Here is a 12,853-nt window from a genome sequence, read left to right on the forward strand (position 1 = left end):
CCGCTTCACGCCCTGAGACATTCGACAAGCTTTTTTATGGCTTCAGTAAGGGCGACTTTCGCGCTTCCAGTGCCAGCAAATACTTCGCTTCATCGTACTGGGTCTTGGTCTTCCAGCAGCGGTAAATGATCCTTATCCATTTGAAGGCCAGAGCCCGGATTGCAGACTGGTGAGATTTTCCTTTTTCTCGCAGTCCCCGATAATAAAGTCTGGCCCAGTATGATGAGTTAACCGTCTTGGCAGCCCATTCAACAAAGGTTTGCCGGACGAACTTGGCACACTGCCATCGCCAGTGAACCCAGGATTTCTGGCCACTTCGTTCTGTCACCGGTGCAATACCTGCGTAGTTTTGAATTTCTTCAGCGCTGTTAAACCGGTCACGGTTATCACCAAGTGCAGCAAGCATTCGTGGTCCCAAACACGGCCCCATGCCCGGAAGTGATTTGAACAGCCCCGAATCTGGCAATGTGTCAAACAGCGTTTCGATTCGTTCGTCATAGGTTTTGATGATTTCACTCACGACTTTAATTTGTGTCGCCAGTGCTGTTGCCATCAAAGCATTAGCCTCTATAACACTCGGGTCTGTCGTCAACGGAATGGCGTTATCAATACTCACAACACGCTGCTCGGTAAGGGCCATTGCGCGGCCACCTTTGGCATTGAGAAAGTTGCGGATCGTGTCTCGCCTGGCTCGTTTTAGTTGTTGCAGACTGGGCCATCGCATAATCAGTTCACACAATAGCAAGCTACCCCGATGTGAGAACCACTCCAGGGGCTGAGGATAATACTGTTTGAGTGTGTTGATTAGCCGGTTCACAAAACGGCGCTTATCTTCAACCAACTGACGACGCTGCTCAACCAGTTGCTGGAGTAACCGGATATCGGCATTGTCGGGTTCAATGGCTTTTATCTTTTGGGGATAACGCAGCATTAACTCTAATGCCAGCTCGGCATCCTGCGGGTCATCTTTAGCACCGCTGGGCGAGAAGGCTTGCCGGTAACGAGCCAGAGACAAAGCGTGGACGGGGAAAACGGTGATAAATGGATATTTCTGAAGAGCATACACCACGGGACCTTTCTTCAGCTCAACGGCGATAGCGATCCTGCCTTTTACCTTCTGGTGTAACTCGGTAAGCCAGACATCAAGCGCTTCCGGCGTATGTTCAATCACATGGAATGTGCGTTCACCGTTTTTAAACTGAACACAGACATCGTGCTTTTTATCTGCCCAGTCCAGACCAACGTGCGCAGCAAATTGATTAGTCTCAGTCATCACCAACTCCTTTTTATCGGGGATTGGTATGCATTCCACGCTCTTCGAAAGAAATATAGCCAGCAGTTATCTGCATGCCCTGAGTATTCGTTAGCGAACGTGGAGCACCTACTGGCTCGAAAGAAAAGCGGCGATCATCGCATGATTCTCGCTCAATATTCGTAACCAGTAAGCGCATACCCTGAATCACTTCAAAGTGTAATTCTCAGGGTGCGAATGACTATACCTCGCTCAGACCCGTTACCCTGACACGTGTGCAGCCTGGCCTTCATTCATAAATTCTCAGTGTATCGATAACTGCTCGCAGAGCGGGAGACACATTGCGGTGCGGATAATAGAGAAATGAGCCTTCCAGGCGTTGACTGTAGCGTTGTAAAACTCTGATGAGCGAACCCTCTTCTAAATCATCGGACACCAGTTCTTCCGGAACATAAGCCAGCCCCAGCCCCAGTCTGGCGGCTTTGGCTTCCATATAACTGTCAGCAAAAGCCCATTGTCCCTGCGGCTGATGCGTTATTTTTTTACCATCCTGTTGAAGCTCCCATGTATAGAGGCTTCCATCGCCAAATTGATAAGCGATGCAGGGATGAACCGCCAAATCTGCCGGGACTTGTGGAAAGCCATAGCGGCGAAAGTGTTCTGGCGTACCAACAATGGCCATCTCCATGTCGGGGGAAATACGGACCGCTATCATGCCACCGCCAACTTCCGGTCCGAGACGTACACCGGCATCGAATCTTTCCGCAATAATATCGACAAACCGACTTTCGCTAATGAGTTCCAGCCGGATGTCAGGATAGCGTTGCTTAAACACCGCAAGCTTTGGCAGGAGCAGTTTATCAATAGCGTGCTGACTGGCATTAATCCGTACCGTACCTGACGGGGACTGGCGATAATGGGCCAGCGTGGCAAGCCCCATATCTAAAGCGTCGAATCCTGACTCAATGGTCCGGTAGAGCTGTTCGCCGGCATGTGTGAGCGATAGCCTACGCGTAGTGCGAGCCAGAAGCTGAACGCCCAGTCTTTCTTCAAGTTCGCGTACAGAACGGCTTATACCTGATTGTGCCAGGCCGAGTCGTTGCGCCGCAGCGGTAAAACTCCCTTCCCGCACCACCTGCATGAACAGGTATAAATCATTATAGTTTTCCCGTTTCGCCATCACGTTTCCCTCGCTATCGCATCACCATTTAGAACAATATGGTATTAATTCTAGCAATTTTACCCCTCTAATAAGCACTATTACTGCTCACTATAATGCTCGCATTGCAACAAAGCACAGCAGTGTTGTCCGTATGAAACCTGTATCTATCACGTTTTATGAGGGGATTTTGATGACTGCCTTCACCAAAAAACTGACAGCCGCGATACCAGCCATGCTGCTCTGCGCATCATTAAGTGGAGTTACAACGATGAGTTATGCCAATACAACCAATCCGAACGCGCCAGTTTCACTGGTCGAGACATGGGATAAAACCTTCGCTAAAAGTACGAAAATCAATCACCGTAAAGTGACCTTTCAGAACCGCTTCGGGATCACCCTGGTCGGTGATCTCTACATTCCAAAGGATCGCGGCGAGCGCAAACTGGCGGCCATTGCCATCAGCGGGCCTTTCGGCGCGGTGAAAGAGCAGTCCAGCGGTCTGTATGCGCAGACGTTGGCTGAGCAGGGATTTGTTACCCTGGCTTTTGACCCTTCATATACGGGGGAAAGCGGTGGCTATCCGCGTAACGTTGCCTCTCCGGATATCAACACCGAGGATTTCAGCGCGGCTGTTGATTTCCTTGGCCTGCAAAATGAGGTTGATCGAAATCGTATAGGATTACTGGGTATCTGCGGATGGGGCGGGATGGCCTTAAACGACGCCGCGATGGATACCCGCGTGAAAGCGGTGGCGACCAGTGTGATGTATGACATGAGCCGTGCGATGGGGCATGGCGTAGGTGATGGTAAAGACCGTTATACCACTGCGGATCGTCGCGCCGTATTACAGTATCTGAACGCACAGCGCTGGGAAGATGCGAAGAACGGAGCTTTCGCGCCCGGCGGGCATGACATTTATGTTGATGAAAAGGGGGACGTCAGTACGTCGAAACGTATTCTGCCAGAAACGTTACCCGCAAATCCCAATCCGGTTCTGAAAGAATTCTTTGATTATTATCGCATGCCGCGTGGTTTCCATGCGCGTTCGGTCAACTCAACCGGGGCCTGGAATGCGACGATGCCGCTGTCATTTATGAATATGCCGCTGCTGAGCTATGCCAATGAAGTCACTATCCCCACGCTTATCGTGACCGGCGAAAAAGCCCATTCACGCTATTTTGCTGAAGATGCCTTTAGGGCGATCGGCAGCAATGAGAAAGAGCTGGTGATTGTCCCTGGGGCAAATCATGTTGATCTGTACGACAACGCTGCGGGTAAGATTCCGTTTGCTAAATTTGAGCAGTTTTTCAATACCAACCTAAGATAACCGCCCCAAGCCGCCTGATATTTGCAGGCGGCTGTAAATCGCCTGCAGATCATTTTCATCCATGTTTTGACGTGATTTCCTGAATGACGTCTGTCCGGACTGCGCCTGAACCTGGCCGATTCGATATTAAGAGATCTGATAATGTCCACAGTAAGACTAAAACCGCATTACGAAAAAAAGCATGCGCATTGGGGGGGCGTGTTTGCCATGACGCTGTGCGTGTTTGTGCTGATCGCTTCCGAGTTTATGCCGGTCAGCCTGCTTACGCTTATTGCCGGTGATTTACACATTACCGAAGGGCTGGCTGGCCAGGGAATTGCAATCTCTGGCGCGCTGGCGGTCATTACCAGCCTGACTATCTCCCATATTGCCGGAGATCTGAACCGAAAACATCTCCTGCAGGGGCTGACGGTTTTAATGGCCATATCGGGGATAGTCGTCGCCCTGGCACCCAGCTACCCGGTTTATATCCTGGGGAGGGCCCTGCTTGGGGTGGTCATTGGTGGATTCTGGTCCATGTCTGCTGCAACCGCCATTCGGCTCGTTCCGCAGCATCAGGTTCCCCGCGCGCTGGCGATTTTTAACGGTGGGAACGCGCTGGCTACCGTTGTAGCGGCACCGCTTGGCAGCTATCTGGGGACGACCGTGGGCTGGCGAGGGGCTTTTTTATGCCTCGTTCCCCTGGCTATAGCCGCGTTCATCTGGCAGTGGGTCAGCCTGCCATTGATGGAAAGCGATAAAAAACAAAAATCCCAGAGATCTATGCATCGTCTGTTCCGCATCACCATTGTCCCTGCGGGACTTCTGGCCTGCGGATTCTTCTTCATGGGGCAATTTGCCTTATTTACCTACGTGCGCCCCTTTCTTGAGACCGTAACCCGCGTAGGCCCTTCTTGTCTCTCTCTGATTTTGCTCGCAATAGGCGTGGCGGGTTTTGTCGGCACACTGGCCGTATCAATATTCCTGAACACAAGTTTTTATCAGACTTTAATCATGATCCCCCTGCTTATGGCAGTGACTGCCGGGGCGTTACTGCTGGTTGGACACAGCATCTGGGCTGTTGCCGTATTGCTCAGCCTGTGGGGACTACTAGCAACGGCTGCGCCAACGGGATGGTGGACATGGATAGCGCGGGCACTACCCGAAGATGCAGAGGCGGGTGGTGGCTTAATGGTTGCGGTGATCCAGCTATCGATTGCCCTGGGTTCAACGGCAGGTGGGTTGGTATTCGACACTCTGGGATGGCGCAGTACTTTTGGCTTGAGTGGTTTCTTACTTCTGGCGGCGGCAGCAATGACGATTGTCACATCCCGTCAAAACAGCAAAGCAAACTAGAACTATCCATTCATTTCTGGCGTGCTCTCTGTCATGGCATACGGCAGAGAGCCGAGTGTCCGCCCTCGCTGATCGCGGGCCTTTAGCCCAAATATCTTCTATTTTTTCACCAAATATTTTCGCATCAGTGCATTTTGTAATGTCACTCCGCGACAGGCAGGAAACCCACGTTCCACAACATGAAAACCGTGTCGTAGAAAGAACGCCTCCGCAGCCTTACTGACATTTGAAGTCAGTTCATCAATTCCACGTTGTCTGGCTTCTTCATGAATGCGATTCATCAATAGTGTCCCTACTCCCTGTCTCGGGTAGGTTCCCGAGACAAAGAAATGGTCAATGTACCCATTTGGCTGAACATCTGCATATCCAGCTATTTCACCATCCACTTCAACAACAAAGGGGCGTAATTCCTTCATGTGATTGGCCCATTGTTCCGGGTCGATATCCGTTGGGGCCCACGCATCTATTTGTTCCTGTGTGTAGTAGTGTGATGCGAGGGTATGTACAGAAGATAAAAAGACGCTGAACAACGAAATTTCATCTCCATTACTAAACCTTCTGATTTTCATAAGACCTCGTCAGGAGAGTGACTTGTAGAACAAGTCCATTTTTGGTGCAGCGGAGCGTCAGCTCCTCGCGGTGAGTTTAATGGATCAATGCAACGCTATTCTTAATCAAGGGAGATGCTCAGGCAACGCCGTTGAGTCAACATCAAACCATCGACCAGTGGCGGTAATGTCGCTACGCCACGGGTAAGGCTTTTTCCAGTTGAGTATGTAATATTGACTTATTGTGTAAAAAGATTACTTTTCAGGACATGAAGAAGATACTCATTATTGTTCCCGATGGCGGTATGCTGTTTGAGTCCGCCGGTATTGCCGACATTCTGATGCAGGCCAACCGCCTGCATCCCAAAGGCGCTACGAAGACGTGTTACCAGGTTCAGTTAGCGACAACGCAACCGCATCAGGTGATCCATGGTCAGTCCGGCCTAAATCTACTGGCAGATCATCGCCTACATGAGATAGACCCTCGCGAACCTCTCGATACCATCATCATCACTGGCAGAGGTCAAAGCCCGCAGGAAGGGATTGCGGTGGTTGACTGGCTACGCCTTGCCGCTCCCCACGCCCGCCGCATTGCATCCATTTGCGGCGGCGCGATGCTGCTGGCAGAAACCGGGCTGCTGGACGGCAGACGAGCCACCACCCACTGGAAGCTACTGGAAACCATGCAGGCAGAATTCCCTAAGGTGCGCGTCGAAAGCGGTCCGCTCTATATCCAGGACGAACACATCTGGACATCAGGTGGCGTCAGTTCCGGCTTTGATCTGACGTTAGCGTTAGTTGAAGAGGATTACGGCTTCAGTCTGGCGCGCGACGTCGCTCAGGATTTCGTCATGTACCTGCGCCGTCCCGGGGGACAACTCCAGTTTAGCCGCTACAACCTTCAGCAGACCAGCACCCTGGGCCCGATTAACGATCTGCTCGCCTGGCTGCTTGAGAACCTCACCGCCGATCTCAGTGTGGATAAACTGGCGGAAAAAGTCGCCATGAGCCCACGTAATTTCACCCGCGTGTTTACCCGGGAAACGGGCGCATCACCGGCACGCTATGTGGCCGAAGCCCGTCTGGCCGCTGCACGACAGCGTCTGGAGCAGACCAGCGAGACGCTGGAGCGTATCGCCGAACAAACAGGATTTGGTAGCAGCATTAACCTGCGACGGCTGTTTGAAAAACAGCTTCACCTGACGCCTGGTGAATATCGTCAGCGCTTTCACTGTCGTAAAATGGCGTAAAGTGATCCTTATTTGTCATTTACGCCAACTCGTGACCGGCCTAAATTTACTCCAGAGACAACAGATAAGGAGTTCATCATGGTAAAGGTCGGTATTAACGGTTTTGGCCGTATCGGACGTAACGTACTGCGTGCTGCACTGGGTAACCCGGAGATTCAGATCGTGGCAATCAACGATCTGACAGACAGTAAAACGCTGGCGCATCTGCTGAAATACGACTCGCTGCTCGGTAAACTCGACGCCGACGTCACCGCCGGTGAGGGGCAGTTGGTGGTTAACGGTAAATCTATCACCGTGTTCAGTGAACGCGATCCAGCCAACATCCCATGGCGTCAGCGTGAAGTCGATATTGTCGTTGAAGCAACCGGCTTCTTCACTGAACGTGACAAGGCGGCGGTGCATATCCACAGCGGTGGCGCAAAACGAGTGATTATCTCCGCCCCCAGTAAGAACGATGATTTAACCATCGTGATGGGCGTTAACGATCACCTCTACTCCGCGGATAAACACTTTGTCGTCAGCAACGGTAGCTGCACCACTAACGGTCTGGCACCTGCCGCACAGGTTTTGCACCAACATTTCGGCATTAGGCATGGTTTGATGAATACCACCCACGCCTATACCAACAGCCAGGCGCTGCACGACCAGCCGGAAAAAGATCTTCGTGGTGCCCGCGCCGCTGCATTGTCGATTGTCCCCTACTCCAGCGGTGCCGCGAAGGCGCTTGGCAAAGTCATCCCGGAGCTGGGTGGTCGCTTAACCGGTTACTCGCTGCGCGTACCGGTTCCGGTGGTGTCCATTGTCGACCTGACCGTAACGCTTGAGCGGGATGTTACAGCAGAGGAGGTCAATAATGCGTTTCGTGACGCCGCCGCGGCAGGGCCACTGAAAGGGATCCTCGGCTATAGCGATGAACCGCTTGTCTCAAGCGATTACCAGGGTGACCCGCGCTCATCCATCATCGACGGCCTGTCAACGCTGGTGATTGGCGGGAATATGGTCAAAATTCTGGCGTGGTACGACAACGAATGGGGATTCTCTAATCGCCTCGTCGACCTGGCACTGCTAATGGCAAGGCACGAACGTTAATCCCCTGCTCTCACACTCTCTCTAAATCCACGCCAGGCGTGGATTTTTTTATATCTGTTACGTGTTTGTCCCAGTGACAATCGCCCACAACGTCACGTCCCCCATTTTTAGTCTTCACCTTACGATGCTGCTAGGGTGACGCGTTTAAAAACGTTAGCGATAACCCGACAAAATAATAAATCGCCAGCACTTCAACGGTCAGTTTATTAATCAGACAGTTGCGACCATAATAAAATGAGTAACGCGATCTTATTTGAGGATTCCGGCATGATCACCTTTTATCAACTTACAGCCACCCGTCTGCATGGTGAGCCCGTCTCTATGGCCGACTACGCTGGCAAACTGGTTCTGGTGGTCAATACTGCCAGCCATTGTGGCTTCACGCCGCAATATGCAGGCCTCGAAGCGCTTTACAAGAAGTACGCCGCGCAGGGTCTGGTGGTGCTTGGTTTCCCCTGCAACCAGTTCGGTAATCAGGAGCCCGGCGGGGCCGACGAAATCTCGCAAACCTGTCACATCAACTACGGTGTGAGCTTCCCGATATTTGAGAAAGTGGAAGTCAACGGTGCGGCTACGCATCCGGTGTTTCGTTACCTGAAAAACGAATTACCCGGCGTGCTGGGTGGGCGTATCAAGTGGAATTTCACTAAGTTCCTGATCGGACGTGACGGCAAACCGCTCAAGCGTTTTGCGCCGTTCACTACCCCTGAGAAAATAGAAACCACGATCCTTGCTGCGCTTAAAGTCTGAGCGCACCTGTCATTCAAACCGTCCCCATTATGCACCAGCGCACTGTCTGAATAAAAAACACGCTGCAAAATCAACAAAATATAATCAACTTGCTTAATTACTCTGCAATCGCGTGAGTTCAGGAAGAAAAATGCTATTTCCCTCTTGCCTCATTCGGTCTGTGCCGCTAATATTCGTCCCCGTTGTCACCTACAACGTTGCGTTCATAGCTCAGTTGGTTAGAGCACCACCTTGACATGGTGGGGGTCGTTGGTTCGAGTCCAATTGAACGCACCATCTTGCGTCCGTAGCTCAGTTGGTTAGAGCACCACCTTGACATGGTGGGGGTCGGTGGTTCGAGTCCACTCGGACGCACCAAATTATTTCTATGATTTGGTGCTATTTCCCTTCGTTACACCTCATAATTTCTTTTTATTCCCCTGTTCGTAGCCTTAAGCTTAATCATTACTCCGTATGATGCTGGCACAAAGCGATGCGCCAAAGCCTTCTAAACGCTATGCTCAGCGCGTATCATTTATCCTCTTCGCAAACCCTTTTTCGTCAGAGATCGGATACCATGCCCTCTTCCATTATTCTGTTTGCCGCGGGCAGTTTACGCCTGGCATTTGCCCCTTTGATAAGCCAGTTCTCGCGCCATAGCGGAATAGACGTGAAGGTGGAATATGGTCCGGCCGGTTTATTACGCGAGCGTATTGAAGCCGGTGAACCGTGTGCGCTCTTTGCCTCAGCCAATCGGGAGCACCCGCAACGCCTGCTGGCTTTGCAAAAAGCTGTCCTCACGCAGACCTTTAGCTGGAATCAACTGAGTCTGGTCAGCAACCGAAACGGCGCCTGGCTGGATTTGCTCCGCGACCCAACGCTAAGAATAGGTACATCCACGCCCGGCTGCGACCCTTCCGGAGACTATACCTGGGCATTTTTCGACAATATGGATGTACTGGAGCCAGGACTCGGACAACAGCTTCGGGCGCGCGCCATCCCGCTGGTTGGTGGGCGTGATACGGTGAAAATCCCGTCTGGTGAACTGGCGAGCGCCTGGATCCTTCGCCAGGGACTGGCCGATCTGTTTATCGGCTACGCGCATTACGCGAATACGCTGCGCGCCCAAGCCGACGTGCATTATGTAGCTATCCCTGATGAGCACAATATTCGCTGCGAATACCAACTGGCGGTGCTCGAGGCATCCAACGAGGTGATGTCGCTGGTTAAATTCATGCTCTCCAACGGCGGTCAGGCGTTTCTTACCGCCGCCGGGTTCTTACCTCTTAACGACGAACAGAAAACAGCGGTGCGATAAACGGCGTCGGGTGGTTCTCTACACTGAGTTTTCGCAGCGGTAAGCCATAGGCCAGGAACAGATTCTCTTCCGTCACAATGCTGTCCGTTGGCCCTGCCCGCCATTTTCCTTCGGGGAGCAGCAGCAAAGTATGGGTGGCTATTTGTAACGCATGCAGCGGATCGTGGGTCGAAAAAAGAATGCTGCATCCCTGTAGATGGGCCAGATCGCTGATGAGCTGAAGCACCACCTGCTGATTGGCGAGATCCAGCGCGGAGCACGGCTCATCAAGCAGCAGCGTTTGACACTCCGTCACCAGCGCCCGGGCTATCATCACCAGTTGCTGTTGACCCCCGGAAAGTGAGCTAAACGACTGGGAAGCAAGCTGGGCAATATTTAACTGCTCCAGCGCCTGGGTCGCTCTTTGTTGATCCTGCTGGCTGGGTTGCGCAAAAAGCTTCACGTGCTGTGCCCGCCCCATCAGCACCACGTCGCTCACCGTATAAGGAAATGGCAGGTGGCAATGCTGCGCCACAATCCCTATCCCGCCGTCAATTTCAATGCTGCCGTCCAAAGCTGGTAGCGTGCCGGTTAGCGTATCGAGCAGCGTACTTTTACCCAGGCCGTTACGTCCCAGCACAGCCCAGATCTCACCTTTCTGGCAACTGAATGTAAGCGGCTCAAATAGCGGCGCGCGATACCCATAGGTAAGCGTATTTACACGCAATGCGGCAGGTTTCATGATGTCCCCCGGCGGCTGGAGCGGATGAGTAAAAAAGCAAACAGCGGCGCGCCGAATAATGCGGTGATGATCCCAAGCGGTATCTCCGCGTGCATCAGGGTACGCGCAATATCATCCACCACAATCATAAAACCGCCTCCCATCCAGAAGGCGCACGGCAGTAGACGACGATGATCAACCCCCACCAGCAAACGCGCCAGATGCGGAATAACCAACCCAACCCAGGCGATACTGCCGCTGACCGCTACCTGAGCGGCAACTAAAAAAGCGCAGCACAGCAAAACGCTGCGTCGCAGAGGAACCACCGCGACGCCTAGCGATCGGGCATCTTTATCATTGAGTGATAACAGGTTTATCCGCCAGCGTAGCTGATACAAAACTGTCGCAGCGATACCGACTGGAATCGCCAACAGCAGAACTTTATGCCAGTTAGCCGTCGCAAAGCTGCCGAGCAGCCAGAACACGATATTGGGTAACGTTTCTTCGGTATCAGCCTGATACTGAATCAGGCTCACCAGCGCGGCAAAAAAACCACTCAAAATGATACCCGACAGGATCAGCACCAGCGTATTCTCCAGCCCCTGCAGCGCAGCAATGGCATACACCAGGACCAGCGCCGTCAGACCGAAGAAAAACGTTGAACCCATCATCAACCACGGCGACAGGCCGAGCAGAATAGCCAGCGTTCCGCCAAAAGCGGCCCCGGACGTCACGCCAATAATATGCGGGTCGACCAGCGGATTATGAAATACCCCTTGCAGCGTCGCGCCACATAACCCCAACGCCCCACCCGCTAGCAGCGCCATCAGAATTCGCGGTAGCCTGACCGTCCAGATAACCTGACCGGCAATCCCTTCAGCGTCGCTATAGTGCATCAGGTGATAAAAGACTTCTCTTAACGACAGCGGATATTGTCCGAGGCACAACGAACCAAGGCCCAGCAACAGGACCGTCGCGATTAAGAGTGGTTGCTGGAGTAAAATGCGCTTACTTAACTGCATCAGGCTGCCAGTTCACACGATAAAAACGCTGATAGTAGTCTTGCGCCTGCGCATCAACATCCACGTCTTTGTAGGCGTCCGGGTACAGTTTTTTGGCCATCCACAGCTCACCAATCGCCAACGCTTCAGGCATCGGATAGCCCCAGGCTTTGGCGTACTCAGGCATCAACCAGACGCGATGATTTTTCACCGCATCAATCCCCTGCCAGTTAGGATCGTTTTGGATCTCCGTTACCACCTGCGGGTAGCGATCCTGAACAAAAATTACCTGCGGGTTCCACGCCAATACCTGTTCCAGCGCAACCTGACGGGCGCCTTTCACACTGGCAGCCGCCACGTTTAGCCCACCCGCGTGCTGCATCATGAGTCCCGTGTACTTCCCGGAGCCGTAAGTCATCAGGTCGGGGTTAGCCATATAAATACGGACTTTTTGCGCATCCGGGATTTTTGCGACCGGCGCATTGAATTTTGCCCGCGCCGCAAAAACGTAGTCGATCAACGTCTCCGCTTGCGGTTTGCGCCCCACGACGTCCGCAATCAGGCGAATCCCCTGCTTTAACCCTTCGTTGTAGACCTGCTCTTCATCGGCCATGGTCGGGTTCATTTTATTCTGTTGCCCGGCTGCATCCTTGCGCAATGAGATTGCCACGACCGGAATACCGGCGTTCTGAATCTGCTGGATCATCTCCGCTGGCGCATAGTTGGCGACAAAAACCACCTGTGGATGAATCGCCAGTAGGCTTTCGATATTCACGCTGGTGAGATCGCCCGGCGTCGGCAATGTGGCAATTGTCGGCATAAAGCGCGCAAACTCAGGCCCGAGCTGTTTTTTCCAGCTCGACATCACGCCAATAATGTCCTGCTGAGCATTAAGCTGGACCAGAATATTCAGCGTCTGGTGTTGCAGCACGACCACTTTGTCGACGTGGTCCGGAATCGTGACCTGACGACCAAGCTGGTCGGTGATCGTACGGTCGGCCTGGGCAGAAAACGCAAACAACATGCTGGCGCATACCAGCACAAAAGAGTGGAAAGTTAACATGGGATACCATCTGGATAGCGGGGTAAAAACGATGTGTATTAAATTACATAACGATATAACAGGCAACCCATTCGCGATA

At 52.5% G+C, this 12,853-nt stretch carries 12 protein-coding genes and 2 tRNA genes; 8 read left to right on the forward strand and 6 right to left on the reverse strand.

Features of this window, described 5'->3' with window-relative positions:
* Positions 1-34: 34 nt before the first annotated feature.
* Both OGV65_RS05145 and OGV65_RS05150 read right to left on the reverse strand, forming a co-directional pair.
* Positions 35-1,273, reverse strand: a complete 1,239-nt coding sequence (locus OGV65_RS05145; RefSeq protein WP_012291449.1) for an IS110 family RNA-guided transposase — start codon at positions 1,271-1,273, stop codon at positions 35-37.
* Between the two features lie 268 nt (positions 1,274-1,541).
* Positions 1,542-2,432: a LysR family transcriptional regulator gene (locus OGV65_RS05150; RefSeq protein WP_016152950.1), complete on the reverse strand. Its 891-nt coding sequence runs from the start codon at positions 2,430-2,432 to the stop codon at positions 1,542-1,544.
* A gap of 172 nt (positions 2,433-2,604) precedes the next feature.
* Here OGV65_RS05150 and OGV65_RS05155 point away from each other — a divergent pair, with 172 nt between their 5' ends.
* Both OGV65_RS05155 and OGV65_RS05160 read left to right on the forward strand, forming a co-directional pair.
* Complete coding sequence (locus OGV65_RS05155; RefSeq protein ID WP_286454683.1) at positions 2,605-3,741, forward strand: alpha/beta hydrolase; 1,137 nt, start codon at positions 2,605-2,607, stop codon at positions 3,739-3,741.
* 141 nt (positions 3,742-3,882) lie between these two features.
* Positions 3,883-5,076: an MFS transporter gene (locus OGV65_RS05160; RefSeq protein WP_286454684.1), complete on the forward strand. Its 1,194-nt coding sequence runs from the start codon at positions 3,883-3,885 to the stop codon at positions 5,074-5,076.
* 98 nt (positions 5,077-5,174) lie between these two features.
* Here OGV65_RS05160 and OGV65_RS05165 read toward each other — a convergent pair whose 3' ends face one another.
* Positions 5,175-5,645 (reverse strand): GNAT family N-acetyltransferase, encoded by a 471-nt coding sequence (locus OGV65_RS05165; RefSeq protein ID WP_053389357.1) that lies wholly within the window; start codon positions 5,643-5,645, stop codon positions 5,175-5,177.
* Positions 5,646-5,893: 248 nt separating this feature from the next.
* Here OGV65_RS05165 and OGV65_RS05170 point away from each other — a divergent pair, with 248 nt between their 5' ends.
* From OGV65_RS05170 to OGV65_RS05195, 6 genes are all read left to right on the forward strand, one after another.
* A complete protein-coding gene (locus OGV65_RS05170) occupies positions 5,894-6,874 on the forward strand; it encodes a GlxA family transcriptional regulator (RefSeq protein ID WP_286454685.1) in 981 nt (326 codons plus the stop codon).
* A gap of 78 nt (positions 6,875-6,952) precedes the next feature.
* Positions 6,953-7,963 (forward strand): type I glyceraldehyde-3-phosphate dehydrogenase, encoded by a 1,011-nt coding sequence (gene gap, locus OGV65_RS05175; protein WP_286454686.1) that lies wholly within the window; start codon positions 6,953-6,955, stop codon positions 7,961-7,963.
* A gap of 267 nt (positions 7,964-8,230) precedes the next feature.
* The gene (locus tag OGV65_RS05180; RefSeq protein ID WP_200046548.1) at positions 8,231-8,713 is read left to right on the forward strand and encodes a glutathione peroxidase; all 483 of its coding nucleotides are present in this window, start codon (positions 8,231-8,233) and stop codon (positions 8,711-8,713) included.
* Between the two features lie 199 nt (positions 8,714-8,912).
* Positions 8,913-8,989: transfer RNA gene (locus tag OGV65_RS05185), tRNA-Val, on the forward strand.
* Between the two features lie 4 nt (positions 8,990-8,993).
* Positions 8,994-9,070: transfer RNA gene (locus OGV65_RS05190), tRNA-Val, on the forward strand.
* Between the two features lie 199 nt (positions 9,071-9,269).
* Positions 9,270-10,010 (forward strand): substrate-binding domain-containing protein, encoded by a 741-nt coding sequence (locus OGV65_RS05195; protein WP_141875522.1) that lies wholly within the window; start codon positions 9,270-9,272, stop codon positions 10,008-10,010.
* Here OGV65_RS05195 and OGV65_RS05200 read toward each other — a convergent pair.
* The 3 genes from OGV65_RS05200 to OGV65_RS05210 are packed head-to-tail and all read right to left on the reverse strand — an operon-like array spanning position 9,979 to position 12,774.
* On the reverse strand, positions 9,979-10,731 hold the full coding sequence (locus OGV65_RS05200) for an ABC transporter ATP-binding protein (protein WP_047499607.1): 753 nt from the start codon (positions 10,729-10,731) through the stop codon (positions 9,979-9,981). The two genes, OGV65_RS05195 and OGV65_RS05200, sit on opposite strands and share 32 nt — an antisense overlap.
* Positions 10,728-11,732, reverse strand: a complete 1,005-nt coding sequence (locus tag OGV65_RS05205) for a FecCD family ABC transporter permease (RefSeq protein WP_047499609.1) — start codon at positions 11,730-11,732, stop codon at positions 10,728-10,730. Before OGV65_RS05205 ends, OGV65_RS05200 begins: the two co-directional genes overlap by 4 nt.
* Positions 11,719-12,774, reverse strand: coding sequence for an ABC transporter substrate-binding protein (locus OGV65_RS05210; RefSeq protein WP_286454687.1), 1,056 nt, complete (start codon positions 12,772-12,774; stop codon positions 11,719-11,721). The genes OGV65_RS05205 and OGV65_RS05210 overlap by 14 nt, the downstream gene beginning before the upstream one ends.
* Between the last annotated feature and the right edge of the window lie 79 nt (positions 12,775-12,853).

This window comes from Citrobacter sp. Cb004, assembly GCF_030337065.1.
In the GTDB taxonomy this organism is placed as follows: domain Bacteria; phylum Pseudomonadota; class Gammaproteobacteria; order Enterobacterales; family Enterobacteriaceae; genus Citrobacter; species Citrobacter braakii.

What these genes read in the sequence shown, in the direction of transcription:
- OGV65_RS05165 (WP_053389357.1), bottom strand. Translation starts at nt 5,645, where the DNA reads ATGAAAATCAGAAGGTTTAGTAATGGAGATGAAATTTCGTTGTTCAGC.
- OGV65_RS05200 (WP_047499607.1), bottom strand. Translation starts at nt 10,731, where the DNA reads ATGAAACCTGCCGCATTGCGTGTAAATACGCTTACCTATGGGTATCGC.
- OGV65_RS05170 (WP_286454685.1), top strand. Translation starts at nt 5,894, where the DNA reads ATGAAGAAGATACTCATTATTGTTCCCGATGGCGGTATGCTGTTTGAG.
- OGV65_RS05150 (WP_016152950.1), bottom strand. Translation starts at nt 2,432, where the DNA reads ATGGCGAAACGGGAAAACTATAATGATTTATACCTGTTCATGCAGGTG.
- OGV65_RS05195 (WP_141875522.1), top strand. Translation starts at nt 9,270, where the DNA reads ATGCCCTCTTCCATTATTCTGTTTGCCGCGGGCAGTTTACGCCTGGCA.
- gap (WP_286454686.1), top strand. Translation starts at nt 6,953, where the DNA reads ATGGTAAAGGTCGGTATTAACGGTTTTGGCCGTATCGGACGTAACGTA.
- OGV65_RS05210 (WP_286454687.1), bottom strand. Translation starts at nt 12,774, where the DNA reads ATGTTAACTTTCCACTCTTTTGTGCTGGTATGCGCCAGCATGTTGTTT.
- OGV65_RS05155 (WP_286454683.1), top strand. Translation starts at nt 2,605, where the DNA reads ATGACTGCCTTCACCAAAAAACTGACAGCCGCGATACCAGCCATGCTG.
- OGV65_RS05205 (WP_047499609.1), bottom strand. Translation starts at nt 11,732, where the DNA reads ATGCAGTTAAGTAAGCGCATTTTACTCCAGCAACCACTCTTAATCGCG.
- OGV65_RS05160 (WP_286454684.1), top strand. Translation starts at nt 3,883, where the DNA reads ATGTCCACAGTAAGACTAAAACCGCATTACGAAAAAAAGCATGCGCAT.
- OGV65_RS05180 (WP_200046548.1), top strand. Translation starts at nt 8,231, where the DNA reads ATGATCACCTTTTATCAACTTACAGCCACCCGTCTGCATGGTGAGCCC.
- OGV65_RS05145 (WP_012291449.1), bottom strand. Translation starts at nt 1,273, where the DNA reads ATGACTGAGACTAATCAATTTGCTGCGCACGTTGGTCTGGACTGGGCA.